The organism is Sphingopyxis sp., assembly GCF_040216815.1.
Taxonomy (GTDB): domain Bacteria; phylum Pseudomonadota; class Alphaproteobacteria; order Sphingomonadales; family Sphingomonadaceae; genus Sphingopyxis.
Window position 1 is genome coordinate 59,226 of the sequence record NZ_JAVJOJ010000006.1, and the last position, 19,958, is coordinate 79,183.

Annotated in this window: 18 protein-coding genes; 8 read left to right on the plus strand and 10 right to left on the minus strand. The window is 64.7% G+C overall.

What is annotated here, in order from left to right; translation table 11 throughout:
* Window positions 1-10: 10 nt before the first annotated feature.
* From RIA72_RS09185 to RIA72_RS09195, 3 genes are all read right to left on the minus strand, one after another.
* A complete protein-coding gene (locus RIA72_RS09185; RefSeq protein WP_350031881.1) occupies window positions 11-1,228 on the minus strand; it encodes a BtaA family protein in 1,218 nt (405 codons plus the stop codon).
* Window positions 1,229-1,364: 136 nt separating this feature from the next.
* Window positions 1,365-1,802, minus strand: a complete 438-nt coding sequence (locus RIA72_RS09190; protein ID WP_350031882.1) for a hypothetical protein — start codon at window positions 1,800-1,802, stop codon at window positions 1,365-1,367.
* A 52-nt stretch (window positions 1,803-1,854) separates the two neighbouring features.
* A complete protein-coding gene (locus RIA72_RS09195) occupies window positions 1,855-2,844 on the minus strand; it encodes a threonine ammonia-lyase (RefSeq protein ID WP_350031883.1) in 990 nt (329 codons plus the stop codon).
* A gap of 66 nt (window positions 2,845-2,910) precedes the next feature.
* On the opposite strand from RIA72_RS09195, the gene RIA72_RS09200 reads away from it, so the two are divergent.
* The 3 genes from RIA72_RS09200 to RIA72_RS09210 all read left to right on the plus strand — a co-directional run bounded on the left by RIA72_RS09200 (window position 2,911) and on the right by RIA72_RS09210 (window position 6,712).
* Window positions 2,911-4,119, plus strand: a complete 1,209-nt coding sequence (locus tag RIA72_RS09200; RefSeq protein WP_350031884.1) for a saccharopine dehydrogenase family protein — start codon at window positions 2,911-2,913, stop codon at window positions 4,117-4,119.
* 135 nt (window positions 4,120-4,254) lie between these two features.
* Window positions 4,255-5,340, plus strand: a complete 1,086-nt coding sequence (locus tag RIA72_RS09205) for an alpha/beta fold hydrolase (RefSeq protein WP_350031885.1) — start codon at window positions 4,255-4,257, stop codon at window positions 5,338-5,340.
* Window positions 5,341-5,524: 184 nt separating this feature from the next.
* The gene (locus RIA72_RS09210; protein WP_350031886.1) at window positions 5,525-6,712 is read left to right on the plus strand and encodes a carboxynorspermidine decarboxylase; all 1,188 of its coding nucleotides are present in this window, start codon (window positions 5,525-5,527) and stop codon (window positions 6,710-6,712) included.
* 42 nt (window positions 6,713-6,754) lie between these two features.
* Here RIA72_RS09210 and RIA72_RS09215 read toward each other — a convergent pair whose 3' ends face one another.
* Window positions 6,755-8,413, minus strand: a complete 1,659-nt coding sequence (locus tag RIA72_RS09215; RefSeq protein WP_350031887.1) for an FAD-dependent oxidoreductase — start codon at window positions 8,411-8,413, stop codon at window positions 6,755-6,757.
* Window positions 8,414-8,653: 240 nt separating this feature from the next.
* On the opposite strand from RIA72_RS09215, the gene RIA72_RS09220 reads away from it, so the two are divergent.
* The 5 genes from RIA72_RS09220 to RIA72_RS09240 all read left to right on the plus strand — a co-directional run bounded on the left by RIA72_RS09220 (window position 8,654) and on the right by RIA72_RS09240 (window position 13,511).
* On the plus strand, window positions 8,654-9,847 hold the full coding sequence (locus tag RIA72_RS09220; RefSeq protein ID WP_350031888.1) for a type III PLP-dependent enzyme: 1,194 nt from the start codon (window positions 8,654-8,656) through the stop codon (window positions 9,845-9,847).
* 167 nt (window positions 9,848-10,014) lie between these two features.
* A complete protein-coding gene (locus tag RIA72_RS09225) occupies window positions 10,015-11,340 on the plus strand; it encodes an MFS transporter (protein ID WP_350031889.1) in 1,326 nt (441 codons plus the stop codon).
* A gap of 75 nt (window positions 11,341-11,415) precedes the next feature.
* Window positions 11,416-12,585 (plus strand): CaiB/BaiF CoA transferase family protein, encoded by a 1,170-nt coding sequence (locus tag RIA72_RS09230; RefSeq protein ID WP_350031890.1) that lies wholly within the window; start codon window positions 11,416-11,418, stop codon window positions 12,583-12,585.
* Between the two features lie 48 nt (window positions 12,586-12,633).
* The gene (locus RIA72_RS09235; protein WP_350031891.1) at window positions 12,634-13,065 is read left to right on the plus strand and encodes an MAPEG family protein; all 432 of its coding nucleotides are present in this window, start codon (window positions 12,634-12,636) and stop codon (window positions 13,063-13,065) included.
* Between the two features lie 11 nt (window positions 13,066-13,076).
* A complete protein-coding gene (locus RIA72_RS09240) occupies window positions 13,077-13,511 on the plus strand; it encodes an MAPEG family protein (RefSeq protein WP_350031892.1) in 435 nt (144 codons plus the stop codon).
* 7 nt (window positions 13,512-13,518) lie between these two features.
* Here RIA72_RS09240 and RIA72_RS09245 read toward each other — a convergent pair whose 3' ends face one another.
* The 6 genes from RIA72_RS09245 to RIA72_RS09270 are packed head-to-tail and all read right to left on the minus strand — an operon-like array spanning window position 13,519 to window position 19,952.
* Complete coding sequence (locus RIA72_RS09245) at window positions 13,519-14,718, minus strand: class I SAM-dependent RNA methyltransferase (protein ID WP_350031893.1); 1,200 nt, start codon at window positions 14,716-14,718, stop codon at window positions 13,519-13,521.
* A gap of 1 nt (window position 14,719) precedes the next feature.
* Window positions 14,720-16,072: an NAD(P)H-hydrate dehydratase gene (locus tag RIA72_RS09250; RefSeq protein WP_350031894.1), complete on the minus strand. Its 1,353-nt coding sequence runs from the start codon at window positions 16,070-16,072 to the stop codon at window positions 14,720-14,722.
* Between the two features lie 40 nt (window positions 16,073-16,112).
* Window positions 16,113-16,463 carry a hypothetical protein gene (locus tag RIA72_RS09255; RefSeq protein ID WP_350031895.1) on the minus strand — a complete coding sequence of 117 codons (351 nt, stop codon included), beginning with the start codon at window positions 16,461-16,463 and terminating at the stop codon, window positions 16,113-16,115.
* Entirely contained in the window at window positions 16,463-18,325 is a 1,863-nt protein-coding gene (gene ilvD / locus RIA72_RS09260; protein ID WP_350031896.1) for a dihydroxy-acid dehydratase, read from the minus strand. The genes RIA72_RS09255 and ilvD overlap by 1 nt, the downstream gene beginning before the upstream one ends.
* A gap of 59 nt (window positions 18,326-18,384) precedes the next feature.
* Window positions 18,385-19,116 (minus strand): N-formylglutamate amidohydrolase, encoded by a 732-nt coding sequence (locus tag RIA72_RS09265; RefSeq protein ID WP_350031897.1) that lies wholly within the window; start codon window positions 19,114-19,116, stop codon window positions 18,385-18,387.
* Window positions 19,113-19,952: a 4-(cytidine 5'-diphospho)-2-C-methyl-D-erythritol kinase gene (locus tag RIA72_RS09270; protein ID WP_350032095.1), complete on the minus strand. Its 840-nt coding sequence runs from the start codon at window positions 19,950-19,952 to the stop codon at window positions 19,113-19,115. The genes RIA72_RS09265 and RIA72_RS09270 overlap by 4 nt, the downstream gene beginning before the upstream one ends.
* Between the last annotated feature and the right edge of the window lie 6 nt (window positions 19,953-19,958).

Sequence of the window (19,958 nt, forward strand, 5' to 3'; positions counted from 1 at the left end):
CGCGCACCCATCAGCCTTTCAGGACATAAAGATGCACGCCGCCATAGATCGCCGAACGATCGCGGCGCGTATAGTCGAGCGAAGCTTCGACGCGATAATCCCACCGGCCGAGCAGGTCGTCGGGAAGCCGCCCCGGCAACAGGCTCGGTTCCGCCGCCGTTCGAAAGAGCACGCGCGCGCCGGGCCGCGCGGTGCGCGTCACTTCGCTCCATAGCGCCGCGAGCTGCGCGTCGGTCATCCAGTCCTGCGCATCGAGGAAGATATAGCGGTCGAAGCTCGCGGCATCGCTTCCCGCCAGCATGTCGGTCATATTCGCGTGGAGCATCGTCACCCGCTCGGCGCGCGCCTTGACCGTCGGATAATTTGCGGCCTGCAAATAGGGCGGCAGCGGCACCGCGATCCCCTTGCCATAACCGCGCCCGAACGCCTGCCAGGCGAAATAATTTTCCTGAAGCGGAAAGTCGCAGGCGAGTTTTTCGAGCCGCGCGCGGAGGACGTCGGCCATCGGCTTTCCCGCGGCAAGCGCATCATATTGCGCCGGCGGAATGCCCAGACCGAAAAGCGACGAGCGTTGGTCAGTGATCCAGCGGATGAACTTGCGGTCAAAGAAGGGCGCGAATTTCTCCTCGAAGATCGCGCGTTGCTCCTCGATCGTTCGGGCGGCGAGAAATTCCTTGGGATCGATCCGGTGCAGCCGCGCTACCAGATGCGCAAGACCGATGAAGCTGCCGAGAAGTCCCCGCTTGTAAAGACCATGGGCAAAGCCGTTGATGCGGCGGCGCCCCGCGAGATCGCGGCCTTCCCAATAGCGGCGGCTGTGGTCGTCGAGGTGGGGCCGGACAAAGATGCGATAATCGGCGATGTTTGCGCCGCTGTCGGCATCGGCAAAAAAGCGACGGAAACTCAAATAGTCGGGCAGGCGTTGGACCGCGACCCGCTTCAGATTGCTGAGCGCGACATGCGCGGTGTTGAGGTCGACCGCGACGATTTCGGCAGGGTCGGCGGTAAGGTAAGACAATAGGTTGCAGCCGCCGCTCGCGATCGTTGCGATCCGGTTGCCGGGCTCGATCGCCAGGGCCTCCATGTCGACGAGCGGGTCTTCCCAAATCTGCGCATAGACGAGGCCCTTGAACGCCAGCGCAAAGGCGCGGTCGAGCAGGCGCTGCTTGCGCTCGGCACCCTCGCGGACAACGGCGGCGGCAATTTTGCGATTGGGCTGGCTTGCCATATGTCATGCTCTTCCGGAAACGATGGATCCGGGGTCCACATGACAGCATTTGTTGCGATTCCCGCGTCGGTTCGATGACAAATCGGCGACAGCGTCAAAAATGCGCTGCCGCCACGGTACCGATCGCCGTCACCGTTCAGTCGCGGCAATAACCTTCGCCCTGCTTGACGATCAGGCAGTCCTTCTTGCCCGCAAGATATTTAAGGCCGGTCGCCTCGCCGCTGCCAGGCCGCAGGCTCAACTCCTCCGTACCCCGCGTGAACAGGATGCCTTCTTCGCTGTCCTTGCCGTCGTAGGTCCCCTTTGTGTCCAGATCCGACTGCATCTCCAGCTTATATTTGCCGGGCTCGGCGAGGGTGATTGCAGCGTACATCCCTTCCACACCCATCCATTTTCCGGCCCAATTGGCAAAGCGATGCGCTCCCGCCTGATCGGATGCCGTCGCCGGAGCGCCCCCGGCCGAGACATCGGCTGTCGTCGCCTCCGCGGGTGCCGGTGCGGGCGCTTCGGCCTTTTCACAGCCTGCCAGCAGCACAAGCGCCGCCGCGCTCATCAGAATCACGCTTTTCTGCATCCTGCTTCTCCTTTGCCGTCCAAACGCACGCCTACGGATAAGTTTCCGCCGGCTATTCGGTGATGATCTCCGCAAATTTCAGCGGATCGACATTGCCGCCCGACAGGGTGACGAGCGTTGCATCGGTCGCGCTCACTTTTCCGGCGAGTACGGCCGCAAGCGCCACCGCCCCCCCAGGCTCGACGACAAGGTGCAGCCTTTCGAACGCCAGACGCATGGCGTCGCGCACCTCGCCGCGTGTCACAACAGCGCCCGTCACGCCGCGGGCGCGCAGAACGGCGAAGTTGATCGGCCATGTCTCGGGCGTTTGTAACGCGTCGCATTCGGTGGGATAGGCCATGTCGTCGACGCTCAGAATTTCGCCCGCGGCAAGGCTGCGCGTCACATCGTCCCATCCTTCGGGCTCGACCGCCACGATCTCGGCCTCGGGACAGGCGAGCGCAAGCCCGGCCGTCAAGCCGCCGCCACCGCAGCAGGCGATCACCTTGTCGGGACCGTCTAGTCCGCGCGCCTTCATTTGCGCGGCCGCCTCGATCCCTGCGCTACCCTGTCCCTCGATGATCCACGGGTCGCCATAGGCATGTACCAGCGTTCCGCCGCTCTGTGCGAGCAGTTCGGCGGCGACCGCATCGCGCGATTCGGCGACGCGGTCGTAAAGCACGACCTCGGCCCCCAGCTTGCGCGTCGCCGCAAGCTTCATCGCGGGTGCATTGCTCGGCATCACGATCGTCGCCTTGATCCCCAGCCGCTTTGCCGCCCATGCCACGCCCTGCGCGTGATTGCCGCTCGACACGCCGACGACGCCCCTGGCAACCTCTGCGGGCGTGAGGTCGGTCAGCCGGTGCCAGGCGCCGCGAATCTTGAAGGCGCCAACGGGTTGCAGGCATTCGGCCTTGCACCAGATGGTGCGCCCGTCGATATCGAGCGGCAGCAACGGGGTCTGCGGCAGCAATGCAGCGACTTTGGCCGCAGCGCGTTCGACGCCCGCACGCGTCGGCGCGCGGGTCGGGTCCAGCAAGGGATCGGGGCTTTGTTCTGTCATGGCTTCGTCCTATAGGGCCGGGCATACAAGACAAGGCGGCAAGCGTCCGCGACAGGAGATTTTTCGATGAGCAAGGTTCTGGTGATCGGCGCAGGCGGCGTCGGTTCGGTCGCGGTGCATAAAATGGCGATGAACCCCGACATCTTTCCCGACGTCACGCTCGCCAGCCGGCGCAAGTTCAAATGCGACGCCATCGCCGATTCGGTGAAGAAGCGCACTGGCGTCACGATCAAGACCGCCGAAGTCGATGCCGACCATATCGACGCGACTGCGGCGCTGATCCGATCGGTTGGCGCGACGCACGTGGTGAATCTCGCCCTCCCCTATCAGGACCTGACGATCATGGAGGCGTGCCTGTCGACCGGCGCCCATTATCTCGACACCGCCAACTACGAGCCGCGCGACGAGGCGAAGTTCGAATATCACTGGCAATGGGCGTATCAGGACCGTTTCAAGGAAGCGGGGCTGATGGCGCTGCTCGGATCGGGATTCGATCCCGGCGTCACCAGCGTTTTCACGACCTGGCTTCGCAAACATCATTTCGAGCGCATCGACACGCTCGACATTCTCGATTGCAACGGCGGCGATCATGGCCAGCATTTTGCGACCAACTTCAACCCCGAAATCAATATCCGCGAAGTCACCGCGGTCGCGCGTCATTGGGAAAATGGCGATTGGGTCGAAACGCCGCCGATGTCGGTGAAGCAGTCCTTCGATTTCGAGGAAGTGGGCCCGAAGAATATGTACCTCATGTACCATGAGGAGATCGAAAGCCTGAAAACCCACCTCCCCGAAATCAAGCGCATCCGTTTCTGGATGACCTTCGGCGATGCCTATATCCAGCACCTTACCGTGCTCCAGAATGTCGGGATGACGCGTATCGACCCCGTGATTTACGAGGGCAAGGAAATCATCCCGCTGCAATTCCTGAAGGCCGTGCTGCCCGAACCGTCGAGCCTGGGTGAAACGACGAAGGGCAAGACCAACATCGGCGTCATCGCGACCGGGCTGGGCAAGGACGGTCAGGAAAAGACGCTCTATCTCTATAACATCTGCGACCATGAGGACGCTTATGCCGAAACGGGCAATCAGGCGGTCAGCTACACCACCGGCGTTCCCGCGATGATCGGCGCAGCGATGATGGTGACGGGCACCTGGAGCGGCGACGGCGTGTTCAACATGGAACAGATGGATCCCGATCCCTTCATGGATATGCTGATGAAGCACGGTCTGCCGTGGCAGATGAAGGAACTGGACGCGCCGCTGGACTTTTAACTCTCGCGCCAACTTCTATGCCGTTTGTCCTGAGCTTGTCGAAGCACCGTTCTTCTCTTTAGCCAAGGAAGAACGGCCCTTCGACAGGCCCAGGGCGAACGGCTTTTTATTGGTCAGTAGCTGCAAGGACGCCCCATGAGATATCCCTTCGCAACCCTGGCGGCGCTTGCCCTCGCCACCCCTGCCGCCGCGCAGAATGAAGACCCTTTCGCCCCCGCGCGCGCGATTGTCGCCGACATCGGCAAGATCGTGACGCCAAACGGCGTTCAGGAGACGTTCGAGGTCACGCTGGGCGGGGCACGGCAGGTGGTGAACGTGCGCGGCACCGACCGCGACAATCCGATCCTGCTCTTTGTCCACGGCGGTCCGGGGGCGGTCGAAATGCCCTTTGCCTGGGCCTTTCAGCGGCCGTGGGAGGATGTCTTCACCGTCGTCCAATATGACCAGCGCGGTGCCGGTCGTTCTTATCCGCTGAACGACCCTGCGGCACTCGCGCCGACGATGACTCCCGATCGCTACCGCGACGATGCGATCGAACTGATCGAGCATCTGCAAAAGCGTTTTGGAAAGAAAAAGGTCGTGCTGCTGGGCCACAGCTGGGGTTCGGTCGTCGGCCTGTCGGTCGCGATCAAACGCCCCGACCTGCTGTACGCCTATGTCGGCGTCGGCCAGGGCATCGATTTTCGCGAGGGCGAAAAACTCGGCATGGCGTGGACGCGCGCCAAGGCGCTGGCGGATGGGAACACCGAGGCGGTCGCCGCCATCGATGCGCTGGCGCCCTATCCGCAAGGCGATTTCACCATCGCCAAAGCCGACGGCTGGCGCAAATATGCGATGCCCTATGGATCGCTGATGTACAATAAGCCCGACCTGAAGCTTTATTTCCAGACCCCGCTGCTGTCGCCCGAATATGGCCCCGACGACGTCAAGGCATGGGGCAGGGGCAGCGCCTTTTCCGTCTCGACCGTCTGGCCCCAACTCGCCGACATGAGTTTCAAACCGATCCGAAAGCTCGAAATCCCCGTGGTTTTCCTGCTCGGACGCCACGACTATACGACACCCTCGCCGATCGCCGCGGCATGGCTCGACACGCTTGAAGCCCCCTCAAAATCGCTCGTCTGGCTCGAACATTCGGCGCATATGCCGATGGTCGAAGAGCCGGGCCATTTTTTCGCCGCGCTGGTCCGTGAAGTGCTGCCGCTTGCGCAGTCACCTGACTGAACCGCGCGCTGCGCCGATGCAAATGCTTGCAACGCGTGCCCACGCCGATCATATTCGCTGCGTTCGTGGTCCTCGGGCTCGATGAGCGGCTGCCCACGAATCCTCTCGCTGGCTGGAATCGACCGCGGCGGAGGCATATTTCGTCTTCACGCGACCGCCACGGTCTGACAGGAAATCACACGCCATGGAAACCCGTGCCGGCGACCCCGGAGCCTTTGCCCGCTTCGACCTGAGCCGCGTCCCCTCCCCCGCCTTTGTCGTCGACGCTGCCAAGGTTCGCGCGAATCTTGCCGTGCTGCGGCGGATCGGCGACGCATCGGGCGCGCGCGTTCTCGCGGCTCTGAAAGCCTTTTCCATGTGGTCGCTGGGATCGACGGTCGCGGACTATCTCGACGGCGTCTGTGCGTCGGGGCTCTACGAAGCCAAGCTTGGCCGCGGCGAATATGGCGGTCGCCATGGGGACAAGGAAGTTGCGACCTATTGCGCCGGTTACAAGGAAGCCGACCTCCCCGAAATCGCGCGCCTCTCCGACCATCTGATCTTCAACTCGCCCGGCCAGATCGCGCGGTTTCGGCCGTTGCTCGACGATCTTCGCGCGCGCGGCGAGACGTTCGATGTCGGCCTGCGCATCAATCCGATGCACAGCGAAGGCGACGTCGCCAAATATGACCCGGCGGCGCCGTGCAGCCGGTTGGGGTTTCCGATCACCCAGTTGCTTCCCGAACATATGGAGGGCGTCGACGGTGTGCATATGCACAGCCTGTGCGAACAGGACTTCCCACCGCTCGAACGCACCTGGAGCGCAGTGCAGGCGATGCTGCGCCCCTTTTTCAGCGGGCTCAAATGGATCAACTTCGGCGGTGGCCACCATGTCACGCGCGCCGATTATCAGGTCGATGATCTGATCGCCTTTTTGAAACAGGTGCGCGCCGCGACCGATTGCGACGTGATGATCGAACCGGGCGAAGCGATCGCGCTCGACGCAGGCATCCTCGTCGGCGAGGTCCTCGACCTCTTCCACAACGGCATGAGCATCGGCATCACCGACATTTCGGCGACCTGCCACATGCCCGACGTGATCGAAGCGCCCTACCGCCCCGCGATGCTGGGTGAAGCGAGCGAAGGCGCTCCCACCCGGCTCGGCGGCCCATCATGCCTCGCCGGCGACGTGATCGGCGACTATCGCCTGCCCGGCGGGCCGCGCATCGGCCAGCGCTTCGCGTTTCTCGACCAGGCGCATTATTCGATGGTCAAGACCAACACATTCAACGGCGTGCCGCTGCCGTCGATCTGGCTGTGGGACAGCGAGAGCGACGACCTCAAGCTGATCCGCGAATTCGGATATGAGGATTTCAAGACGCGGCTGGGGTGATCTGACCTGGTACCGTCATCCCGGCCTTCGCCGGGATGACGACTAAACAGCGACAGCTATTATTTCCGCCAGCGCCTGGTGAATGTCGCTCACCACGACCGATCCCTCTCCGACCGATGAAGCGACACGCTTCACCGACCCCTTGCGTACGTCGCCAACGGCGTAAATGCGCGGCCAGCTGGTTTCATAACGCGTCGGCATACGGTCGAGCGACCAGCCCGCCCGGACCAGCTCGACGGGCGCAATGTCGGTGCCCGTCTTTACGAAACCGCGCTCATCGCACACCATTTCGCTTGGCAACCAGCCGGTGTTCGGCGTGGCGCCGAGGAAGAGGAACAGGAAGCGGCATTCGCAATGCCCCTCGGCCCCCGTCTCGCGGCAGCGATAGGTCAGTGCATCGAGGCTGTCCTCGCCGTGCAGCGCCACAACGTCGGTCGACGCGATAATCTCGATATTCGGATGCTCTTCCAATCGCTTGACCAGATATTCCGACATCGTTTCGCGCAGGCTTTTGCGGCGAAAGATCACGTAAACCTTCCTGGCGACACTCGCGAGATAGATCGCGCCCTGCCCGGCCGAATTGCCCGACCCGACGACCGCAACCTCGGCATCGCTGCAAAGCTGCGCCTCCATCGGCGTCGCGCCATAATAGATTCCCCGGCCTTCATAGGCCTCTATCCCCTCGATCGGGAGGCGCTGATATTGCGCGCCCGAGGCAACCACCACAGCGCGCGAGCGCAGTTTGCGCCCGTCGGCAAGATGGAGGCAATAGGCGTCCTTGTCGGGTGCAATCGACGCCGCGCGCACTGGTGCGGCGATTCGTGCGCCGAATTTCTGCGCCTGCACCGTCGCGCGGCGGGCGAGTTCGTTGCCGGAAATGCCGGTCGGAAAGCCAAGGTAATTTTCAATTTTCGACGAGGTGCCCGCTTGTCCGCCCGGCGCGTGGGCATCGAGCGCGATGACCGTCAGCCCTTCGGATGCCGCATAGACCGCCGCCGCGAGCCCGCCCGGCCCGCTGCCAACGACGATCACGTCGGCTGTTGCGCCATCGGGGAGCAGGTCAAGGCCGAGCGCCGCGGCCAACATCTCGGGAGTCGGCTGGACGAGCAGGTCGGCCGCGCCGAGTATCACGACGGGCAGTTGCTCCTCCGCAACGCCCCGCTCGGCAAGCAGATGCGTCGGCACCGGCCCGTCGGCGGGGTCGAACCAGCGATGCGCGACGCCATGTTTGGCGAGCAGGTCGCGGAGTGCATAGACGCTGCGGTCGAGCGCCGCGCCGATCACGATCGTCACGGCGAATCCGCGCTGGTTGCTGAACTCGCGGCGCGCCGACAGCACGCGCACAAAAATGTCGGAATAATGCGAATTGCCCGCGATCAACCGCTGAAAATCGCTATGTGCGATCCGTAATATTTCGCCATCGGCTCCCATTTCGACGCGCGAAAGATGGCGCTGTCCCGTCAGCACCGACAGGTCGCCCGCAAATTGTCCGCGCTCCATCCAGCCAACGCGCTTGCGCCCTTCGTCGGTCGACGCAAAAATGTCGGTGTGCCCCGACAGCGTGACGATGCAATCGGGCGCCACCGCGCCTTCGGCGATGATCAGATCCCCTGCCTTGTACGATTCGACGGTTCCAAAGCCGCAAAGCTCGTCGAGCTCGGCGTCGGAAAAGCTATGATTGACGTCGGCGCGGGAGACCATGGGCACGTCCTTTCAGGATCTTTGATGGCGCAATCTAGCGGCCTTGCTTCCGCCTGTCTCGCGCCGCCGCACCGCTGCCCCGGTTCGCCCCGCCTGCCGCTGCCACGTTACAAAATTGCGTCCAAGGGTCTTTACAGCCCGGACCCCCCGCCATATATGCGCCACCGCTGCCCCAGGGGGACTTCCAATAACCGCAAGGCAGCCTTGGATGTTTCACTTTACCTTTGGGGGTCCCTTGCATTGCACCAGCATCATAGCGCCCACGGGCTGATTCAGGCACTTTCGCCGGTCGAACCTGTTACGCTTGTCCGCCCGCATGCCGCGCGGCGCGCAGCGCGTTTCTTCATCGAGCGATTTCCCGGCACCACCATGTATGCGGTAAAGGCGAATCCGTCGCCTGACCTGCTGCGCGTGCTGTGGGATTCGGGCGTCACCCATTATGACGTCGCCTCGATCGCCGAGGTGCGTCTTGTCGCGCGCACGCTGCCGCAAGCGACGCTCTGCTTCATGCATCCGGTGAAGGCTGAGGAAGCGATTTCCGAAGCCTATTGGAAACATGGTGTACGCACCTTCTCGCTCGACACGCTCGACGAACTCGAAAAGATCGTGCGCGCGACCGAGGGGGCACAGGATCTGAATCTGCTCGTGCGCCTGCGCGTGTCGTCGGACCATTCGAAGCTCAGCCTCGCCGCCAAATTCGGTGCCGAGCCCGAGGATGTCGCCGAGCTGCTGATGGCGACGCGCCAGGCCGCCGACGCGCTCGGCATCTGCTTCCACGTCGGCAGCCAGGCGATGACGCCGCATGCCTATGCACAAGCGATGGAGCGCGTCCGCGCCGCGATTGTCGCCGCGTCGGTCACGGTCGACATCATCGATGTGGGCGGAGGCTTTCCCTCCTCCTATCCGGGCATGGAGCCGCCGCCGCTCGACGCCTATTTCGATACGATCCACCGCAGCTTCGAAAGCCTTCCGATCAGCTATTCGGCGGAACTCTGGTGCGAACCGGGCCGCGCGCTGTCGGCCGAATATAGCTCGCTGATCGTTCGCGTCGAAAAGCGCCGCGGCGAGGAGCTCTACATCAACGACGGCGCTTACGGCGCGCTGTTCGACGCCGCGCACGTCGGCTGGCGCTTTCCTGTCGTGCTGCAGGGCGACGCCGAACGCGATACCGAGCTGGTGCCGTTCAGCTTTTACGGTCCGACGTGCGACGATCTCGACCATATGGCGGGCCCCTTCTATCTGCCTGCCGACATCAAGGCCGGCGATTTCATCGAAATCGGGATGCTCGGCGCCTATGGCTGCGCGATGCGGACCAAGTTCAACGGCTTCGGCGCCGACGAAACGCATGTCGTCAGCGACGAGCCGATGACGAGCCTCTATACCGGCGAAATCGAACAGGAACGCCGCAGCGCGACGGTAACCAAGCTGTTCTGATTGGGCGGCCAAAACTGGTACCGTCCGCCTCGTTTCAATCGTCATCCCCGCGAAGGCCGGGATCTCGCCGGTGCAGAATGACGCCTCGCCGAGATCCCGGCCTTCGCCGGGATGACGTTATTCTCCAGGCTGGTATCGGGAGTTCTCGGCGCTAGATTGCGCCGCCCATGCAGCCCTTTCATCATCTCCTCGCCAACAACCTTGTCGCCAACATCACCAATTTCACGGTGTGGTTCGCGCTGACCTTCTGGACCTTCCTCGAAACCCAGTCGGTATTCGCGACAGGGATGATTGCGGGCATCTATCTGGTGCTGACCGCGATGCTGGGGATCTGGTTCGGCAGTCTGGTCGATCATCATGGCAAACGGCGCATGATGCTCTTCTCCAGCCTCGCCTCGCTCGCGCTCTATGCGGTCGCGCTCGCCGGCTATGCGTTCGATCCCGACATCCGCGACGCGCGAACAGACAGCATCATGCTCTGGCTGTTTGTCCTGCTGACGATGTTGGGGGTAATCGTCGGCAATATCCGCATGATCGCGCTGCCGACGCTTGTGACCATATTGGTCCCCGCGGAACGGCGCGACAAGGCGAACGGGCTTGTGGGGATGGTGAGCGGCATCGGCTTTCTGACCACTTCGGCGATCAGCGGTTTTCTGGTTGCCTGGGGCGGGATGGTCGCGACGCTGATTTTTGCGATCCTCCTGTCGCTGGTGGCGGCGATCGACCTGCTGTTCGTTACGGTCGACGAACCGCGCCCGGCCGAAGCGGACGAGCGGGTGCGCCGCGTCGATCTGGCAGGAACCTTCCGCGTCGTGCGCGGCATTCCCGGCCTGTTCGCGCTGATCCTGTTCGCGGCGTTCAACAACCTGCTCGGCGGCGTGTTCATGGCGTTGATGGACGCCTATGGCCTGTCGTTGATGAAGGTGGAGGAATGGGGCCTGCTCTGGGCGGCCATTTCCTGCGCCTTCATCCTCAGCGGCATCGTCATCGCGCGCACCGGGCTCGGCGCCAATCCCGTCCGCACATTGCTCGCGGTCAATCTGGTGACATGGTCGGTTGCAGCCTTTTTCACCATTCAGTCGTCGATCCTGCTGCTCAGCTTCGGCTGCTTTGTCTGGATGTTCCTGGGCCCCTATGCCGAGGCTGCCGAGCAGACGACGCTGCAAAAGGTCGTTCCCCTCGAACGGCAGGGACGCGTATTCGGCTTTGCCCAGTCGGTCGAGCAGGCAGCCTCGCCCTTCACCGCCTTTCTGATCGCGCCGGTCACGCAGTTCATTTTTGTGCCGCTGATGACCGACGGCGCCGGAGCGGCGGCTATCGGCGACTGGTACGGGCGCGGGCCGGAGCGCGGCATCGCGATCGTCTTTTCGATCGCGGGCCTGCTCGGCGTGCTCGCGACGCTCGCCGCCTTCGCCTCGAAATCCTATCGCCGCATTTCGGCAGCCTATGCCGATGGCGCAGACGGCGACACCAAAGCGGTCGCCGCTGTCTGAAACGCCAGGCGCAAAGCCTCTTCCGTTTCACTTTGCAATGCGTCTATCGTGCGCGGCGATAAAGAAGGAGAGGCCATGTCCATGCTGTCCGGCATTCGCATCATCGATCTGACGACCGTTATTTTCGGCCCCTACGCGACGCAGATGCTGGCCGATCTGGGAGCCGAGGTGATCAAGGTCGAAACGCCGGGCGTGGGCGACATCTCGCGCTATCTGGGAAGCGGCGTTCCCGACCCGACGATGGGGTCGATCCACCTTACCGTGAACCGCGGAAAGCAATCGATCGCGCTCGACCTGAAGAGCGCGGAGGATGCGGCGGTGCTCCGCGAACTCATCGCCACCGCCGACGTCTTTTTTCACAATATCCGTGGCAAGGCGATCGCCAAGCTGGGGTTCGACTACGCGGCGTGCCGGGCTCTCAAACCCGATATCATCTATGTCCACGGCACCGGCTTCGCACAGGACGGCCCCTATGCCGACCTTCAGGCCTATGACGATGTCATCCAGGCGGCGAGCGGCACCACCAGCCTGCTCCCGCGCGTCGACGGCGACCCGCGGCCGCGATATTTTCCGTCGCTGATCGCCGACAAGGTCGCAGGACAATTCGGCGCGCAGGCGATCCTCGCGGCGCTGATCCACAAGCTGCGGACCGGCGAGGGTCAGGCGGTCGAGGTGCCGATGTTCGAATGTTTCAGCGCCTTCATGCTGACCGAGCATCTGCGCGATGCCGCGCTCGACCCGCCGCTCGGCGCCGCGGGCTATCCGCGCCAGCTCGACCCGACGCGCCAGCCCTTCCCGACCCGCGACGGCTATGTCGCGATCGTTCCCTATACGCCCGAATCCACCGCCCGACTGATGGCGCTGCTCGGCAGTAGCGCGCTGCTCGAAACGGCCGAGTTTGCCGCCGCGAAGGAGGAGGGACGGCATATGCCGCTGATCTACGCTGAAATTGCGCGCAAGACGCCCGCAAAGACGACCGCCGAATGGCTCGCGCTGTTCGCCGTGAACGACATTCCCGCGATGGCGGCGCGCGACCTCGACGACATCACGAACGACCCCCATTTCGCCGCAACGGGATTTTTCCGCCGCCGGACCCATCCCGATGTCGGCGCATTTCACGAAATGCAGCCGCCCGTCCGCTATGGCGCGATGCCGCCGCGCGACCTCGGCTTTGCGCCGCGCGTCGATGGCGACGGCGACGCGATCCGCGCCCGGCTGGCCGACGCGAAGGATGGCATTGCATAATGCCGCGCTTGGCGTAGCATCGCGCCACATTGATGGAGGGGGGAAGCCATGTCAGATAGTCTACTTGCACCCGGCGCGGTCCTTGCGCTCTGGACGGTGCTCATGCTCGGCTGGGTCGCCGCCACGCGCTTTTCGGCGATGGCGAAGGTCGGCATCGACATCAAGACGGCGGCGCCGGGCGGGCGCGGTGTCGATCTGGAGCAAGCGCTGCCGCCGCAAACCAACTGGAAATCGCATAATTACACGCATCTGTGCGAACAGCCGACGATCTTTTACGCCGTCATTGTATTCCTGCATCTGTCAGGCGGGGACACCGACCTGACGCGCGGACTGGCGTGGGCCTATGTCGTGCTCCGCATCGTCCACAGCCTGTGGCAATCGACGGTCAACCGCATTCCGGTGCGCTTCGCGATCTTCACGCTGGCAACGATCTGCCTCTTCGCGCTGTCGATCCTCGCCGTCATTGCGACGCTGGGCTGAAAGGATCCGTGATGGACAATAACGCCATACTGGGCCCCGTCGCGACGCTGGCGCTCTGGTCGATGATCATGTGGGTCTGGATGTACGCAACGCGGCTTCCCGCGATGCGCCGTGCAAAGATCGATACGGCCAATCTGGTCGGCGGAACGGGACAGAATCTGGAAAATGTCCTGCCGCCGCAGGTGCAGTGGAAGGCGCATAATTACAATCATCTGATGGAACAGCCGACCGTGTTCTACGCCGTCGCGATCGCGCTGGCGGTGGGCGGCATGGGCGGCGGACTCAACGCGCAGATCGCCTGGGCCTATGTCGCGCTGCGTATCGTGCACAGTCTCGTTCAAGTGACGGTCAACCGCGTGATGTGGCGTTTTCTGGTGTTTGCGCTCGCGAGCATCGCGCTGATCGCGCTCTGCCTCCATGCCTTCATGGGTTTCGTGCTGCACTGAGCATCGATCAGCGGATGAAACGCGCGGCCAGTTCCACATGGGTCGACCAGCGGAACTGGCCGACGGGCTGCACCCGGTTGAGGCGGTAGCCGCCATCGACGAGTATCTTTGCGTCGCGCGCAAAGCTTGCGGGATTGCAGCTGACATAGGCGATCACGGGAACCGATGCCGCGGCGAGTTGCTTCACCTGTTCCTCGGCACCTGCGCGCGGCGGGTCGAGGATGATGGCGCCGAATCGATCGAGCTCGGCGGGCACCAGCGGACGCCGGAACAGGTCGCGATGCTCGGTCGCAACCAGCGCGCGCGCGCGGTTGGCCGCGCCGGCGAGCGCCGCGATCGCATCGCGCGCGCCCTCGGCCGCATAGACTTTGCGCCCTGCCTGCACCGACAGCGCAAAGGTGCCGACGCCCGCGAACAGGTCGGCGACCGCGGCGGCATCGCCGATGCTCTCCATGACCTCCGCGACAAGCGCTGCCTCTCCGGCCGCCGTCGGTTGCAGAAAGGCAAAAGGCGGCACTTCGACCGCGATGCCGCCGAAATTCATCGTCGGCGGATCGGGCTGCCACAGGATTTCCAGCCCCTCACCCTGATCGACCGCGAAGCGCGCCAGCCGATGCGTTCCGGCGAAATCCTGAAGCGCCATCGCCGCGTCGAGTCCCTCGGCGCGGACCCCTTCGAGAATCAGTTCGGCCCCCTGGTTGAGCAACTGCATCTTGACCTTCACCGGCCGCCGCGGCGGTGCGATCATCGCCAGCAGCTCGCGCACCGGCGCAACCAGCGCGAACAGATCGGGGTGCAACAGCGGGCACGTGCGCATGTCGACGATCTGGTTGCTCTGCGCCGCATTGAAACCGATCGCGACCTGCTTGCCTGTGCGAAGCGCGGTGAGCGCGGCGCGGCGACGGCTCTGCGGCGGCGACAGCTGCGCGGGCAGGATGTCGCCCGCCCTTACTTGCTGCGCCGCCAGCGCCCCCGCGACGCGATCGCGCACATAATCGGCCAGCGCCGCCTCAGCGACATGCTGCAGCTGGCAGCCGCCGCATTTGCCGAAATGGCGGCACAGGGGTTCGGCGCGGTTCGGGCCGGGGATCAGGATGCCGTCGGCCCGCACATGGTCGCCCGGCACCGCGCCCGCGACATGGCGGCCATCGCCGGTAACGCCGTCGCCGCGCGCAGCGATGCGGGTAATCAGGGCGGTTTCGCTCACGTCAGTCTTTCACCATATCGTCGGCCACAAGGCCGGGGCCGATAGCGCGGGCGCGCGCAATATGCCAGCCCACCGCCGCCACCGCCGCGTCAAAGGCATCGCCGCCGCGCGCCAGCATCGCGCCGCACGCCCCGGCAAGAACGTCGCCCGTGCCGGCGGTAGCGAGCCAGGGGCAGCCCGGCCACGCGGCCACCACGCGGCCATCGGGGGCGGCGATCACCGTGTCGGCCCCCTTGTAGATGACGACCGCGCGCGTCCGCGCCGCAGCGGCCTTGGCCTTGTCGACCTTGCTGCCGTAAAGTCGCGGAAAGGCGCGCGCGAACTCGCCTTCGTGCGGCGTCAATATCGCCTTGCGCGGGGTTTCTGAGAGGCGGGGTAGCGCCGCATCGATCGCCGCGGCGTCCAGCACGAGCGGCTTGCCCGAATCGAGCGCCGCCTCGACGTCGAACAGCAATTCGTCGCCCGCCGGAAATCCCGGCCCGATCACGACGGCACCAACGCGCGGATCGTCGAGCCGCTCGCCGAACTTCTCGTCACTCTCGGTAATGATCGCCGAAAAGGGTGCGCGCTCGCTGCCGTCGAGCACGACATAGCCCGCACCCGCGCGCAGCGCCGCTGCGGCCGTCAGGCCGGCGGCGCCGCGCATCGGCCCGGAAAAGACCAGCACCATCCCGCGCGTAAACTTGTGCGCCGCAGCCTCCGGTTTCGTCTCGCGCGACCTCGGCAGCGTCCGCATCGCCTTGTTCGCCCCTATGCCGATCGGCGCGAGCAGGACGCGGCCGCAGGCGGGCGCGGTCGGCAGCAGGACGTGCGCGGGCTTCAATGCCCCCAGCGCCAACGTCACATCGGCGCGAAGCGGCGGCATCCAGTCGGTGCCCCCGTCGCTGTCGACGCCGCTCGGCACATCAACCGCCAGGATGCGCCGGTCCGTAAAATGTCCCAAAACAACTGCAATATCGTCGGCGATGGGCCGCGAAAGGCCGGCGCCGAATAGTGCATCGACGATCAGAGGCGCCGCAGCTAGGTGGCCATTAAGGGCTTCGACGGGGCCGCTCCACCGCGCCCGCGCAGCCTTTGCTAGCGCGGTCGCGGGTTCGCCCAGCGCCGCGACGCGCACCGATGCCCCACGTTCGGTCAGCCGTCGTGCCGCGACATAGCCGTCGCCGCCATTGTTGCCCGGGCCACACAGGATCAGGATCGGTGCCCCCGCGGCGATCCGCCAGGCGGTGTCGGCAACGGCCGCGCCCGCGAGCTCCATCAGGTCTGAAAGCGACCTTCCCTGCACCGCGCACGCCGCCTCGGCCTCGCGCATCGCGGCGGCGGTCAGGATCGGGGCGTCGGCGGGAACGGACATGGTGCCATGATTAGCACGGCGCACGGAAAAGATGCGGCTATTATTCTGTGGCGCCGACGCTCGCGGGAAGCCGGTATCGATCCCCCCCGATCGTGACTTCGATCAGCTTGTCGCCGGCAATCGCAACTTTTGCCGGTTCGGAGCCGTCGGCCGACACGACGCCGCGTCCGTCGGTCGTGATCCGGAGACGGCGGTAGCCGACATCGCTGCGCCCGACGACCAGGATAGCGCCGTCGGCGCCGTCCATTTCCTCGATTGTGCAGCTGCGTTCGAAGGCTTCGGCACCCTCGAGCGCACATTCGACCTTTTGTTTGACCGCGTCCGCTTCCTGAGGCGCGCCGCCGCACCCCGCCAGCACGCATAGCGACGCCAGCGCGGTCCAGCGGCGCATCAGCCCTTGCCGCCCTTGATCTGCGACAGGTCGCGCACCGCGCCGCGCGCGGCGCTCGTCGTCATCGCAGCATAGGCCTGCAGCGCCACCGAAACCTTGCGCGGGCGGGGTTTCGCGGGCTGCCAGGCGGCGTCGCCTTTTGCTTCCATCGCCGCGCGGCGCTCGGCCAGCACACTGTCGGCCACGGCGAGCGTGATCGTACGCGCCGGAATGTCGATGTCGATCATATCGCCATTCTCGACCAGCCCAATCGCTCCGCCTTCCGCCGCCTCGGGCGAGACATGGCCGATCGACAGCCCCGACGTGCCGCCCGAAAAGCGCCCGTCGGTGATCAGCGCGCACGCGGCCCCCAGCCCCTTCGACTTGAGATAGCTGGTCGGATAGAGCATTTCCTGCATCCCCGGTCCGCCCTTCGGCCCTTCATAGCGGATGACGACGACATCGCCCGCCACGACCTGTCCGGTCAGGATGCCCGCGACCGCGGCGTCCTGGCTTTCGAACACCTTTGCCGGGCCGCTGAATTTCAGAATGCTGTCGTCGACCCCCGCGGTCTTCACGATACAGCCATCGCGCGCGATATTGCCCGACAGCACCGCCAGCCCGCCATCCTTGCTGAAGGCATGGGATGCCGAGCGGATCACCCCCGCCTCGCGGTCGAGGTCGAGGCTGTCCCAGCGCCGTTCCTGACTGAACGCCGTCTGCGTCGGTACGCCGCCCGGTGCCGCCATGAAGAATTTTTGCACGTCGGGGTCATTCGTGCGCGTGATGTCCCATTTATTCAGCGCATCGCCCAGCGTCGCGCTGTGCACTGTGGGCAGGTGCGCGTGGAGCAGTCCGGCGCGGTCGAGTTCGCCAAGGATCGCCATGATGCCGCCGGCGCGGTGGACGTCCTCCATATGCACGTCGCTTTTGGCCGGGGCGACTTTCGACAGGCAGGGCACGCGGCGCGACAGCCTGTCGATGTCCTCCATCGTGAAATCGACCTCGGCCTCATGCGCTGCGGCGAGCAGGTGGAGCACGGTGTTGGTCGACCCCCCCATCGCGATGTCGAGGCTCATCGCATTTTCAAATGCTTCAAAGCTCGCAATGCGGCGCGGCAGGACGCGATCGTCATCCTCTTCATAATAGCGGCGGCACATTTCGACGATCATCCGTCCGGCGCGCAGGAACAGCGCCTTCCGATCGGCGTGCGTCGCAAGCGTCGAGCCATTGCCCGGCAGCGACAGCCCCAGCGCTTCGGTCAGGCAGTTCATCGAATTAGCGGTAAACATGCCCGAGCATGATCCGCAGGTCGGGCACGCCGAGCGTTCGATCGCCGTGACCTCTTCGTCGGTATAGCTTTCGTCGGCCGCGGCCACCATCGCGTCAACCAGATCGAGCGCGACCTCCTTGCCTTTCAGCACGACCTTGCCCGCTTCCATCGGGCCGCCCGAAACGAAGATGACCGGGATATTGATGCGCAGCGCCGCCATCAGCATTCCCGGCGTGATCTTGTCGCAGTTGGAGATGCACACCATCGCGTCGGCGCAATGCGCGTTGACCATATATTCGACGCTGTCGGCGATCAGGTCGCGCGAAGGCAGTGAATAGAGCATTCCGTCATGCCCCATCGCAATGCCATCATCGACCGCGATCGTGTTGAATTCCTTGGCGACCCCGCCCGCCGCCTCGATCTCGCGCGCGACCATCTGGCCCAGGTCTTTCAGGTGGACATGGCCCGGCACGAACTGGGTAAAGCTGTTGACCACGGCGATGATCGGCTTGCCGAAGTCGCTGTCCTTCATTCCCGTCGCGCGCCACAGGCCGCGCGCACCGGCCATGTTGCGGCCGTGGGTCGTGGTGCGCGAACGATAAGAAGGCATTTTAATTGTTCCTGATAATTTTATTTCAAAATTTGGCGAGGAAAAGCGCCTCTACACGCCTATTCCGCGATATTCAATGCCAGACTGTGACACATGCGCGCCAGCCGCTCGGCGAACAGCGCCTGCCCCTCGGCATCGCTGACCAGATCCTGTCGCATCTCGATCCCGATATAGGGTATCGCGTTCGCCTCGGCGTGGCGGTTCATCGTTGCGTTGAGCAGCTTGCCCGAATAGGGCTGCTGATCGCCGACGATCATCCCTTCGGCCTCCAGCGCGGCGATCGCTGCCGGGGCAAGCCGGTCATCGTCGTTATAGAGCACGCCGACGTGCCACGGCCGCGCCTGATCGGGATGCGCCGCGAGCGACGGCGTGAAACTGTGGAGCGACAGGATCATCGCGGGCCGATGCGCCGCAACCGTCGCCGCGATATGATCGTGATAGGGCCGGAAAAAGCGCGCCAGCCGCGCCTCGCGCGCGGCATCGTCCAGCGCATTGCCCGGCACGGCGTGGCCGTCGCTGGCGATCGGGAGCACGCCGGGCGCGTCCTCGTCGCGGTTGCAGTCGACGACAAGGCGGGACACGCCGCCAAGGATCGCCGCATCGACCGCGCCGCGTTCGACGAGCAACGCCGCGACCTCCGCGACGCCGATGTCGATCGCAATATGGTTCGACAGCAGCGCGGGATCGATGCCCAGGTCGATGTCGTCCGGCACATGCGCCGACGCATGGTCGCCGATCAGCAATATGCCGCCCGCGTGCGCCTCGCCGATCTGCCGCCACGCTTCGCTCACCTTAATGCTCCCGTCATCACCCACCAGCCCGGATGCCGCGCCGCGAGCGCCGCGGCCGCCGCGTCGCGCTCGGCCGCGGCATCGAACAGCGCAAAACAGGTCGCACCCGATCCCGACATGCGCGCCAGCCACGGCCGCAAGGCTCCGAGTTCGAGAAGTAAGTCGGCGATTGCCGGGCAGGCCGCGGTTGCCGGGCGCTGCAAATCGTTGCGCGCGCCGATCAGCTGCGCGCGGTGATCGGTCCCGATATAGAGCGGTCCGCGGTCGATTCCGTCCCATGCAGCAAAGACCGGCCCGGTCGCGACCGGCTGGCGCGGGTTGACGAGCAGCACCGGCGTGCCTTCCACCCGCAGCCCGGCGACCGGGTGCAATTCCTCCCCGGCGCCCGTGCCAAGGCAGGTTGTGCTTGCCACGCACGCGGCGATGTCGGCACCGAGCGAACCGACCAGCCGAGCCAGTGCCTCGTCGCCGACTTCGGGCAGGAAATGCTCGCGGATGAGCCGCGCCATTGCTGCCGCATCGGCCGATCCGCCGCCGATCCCGGCCGCCACCGGAAGCCGCTTGATCAAGCGCACCGCGAGCGGCGGGACCCGGTCGGCGCCATGGCGGCCGCGCAGAAGCGTCAGGATGCGCAGCACCAGATTGTCCGAACCGGCGCTCAGCCCGTCGGCAAACTCGCCTTCGATCACCAGACTGTCGGTCTCGGCAACGACGGTTTCGATCGCGTCGCCATCGTCGACGAAGGCAAACAGCGTTTCGATGTCGTGATAACCATCGGGGCGTCGCGCGCGGACGTGCAGCGCAAGGTTGATCTTGGCCCAGCCCGTTTCGCGCATGATGGC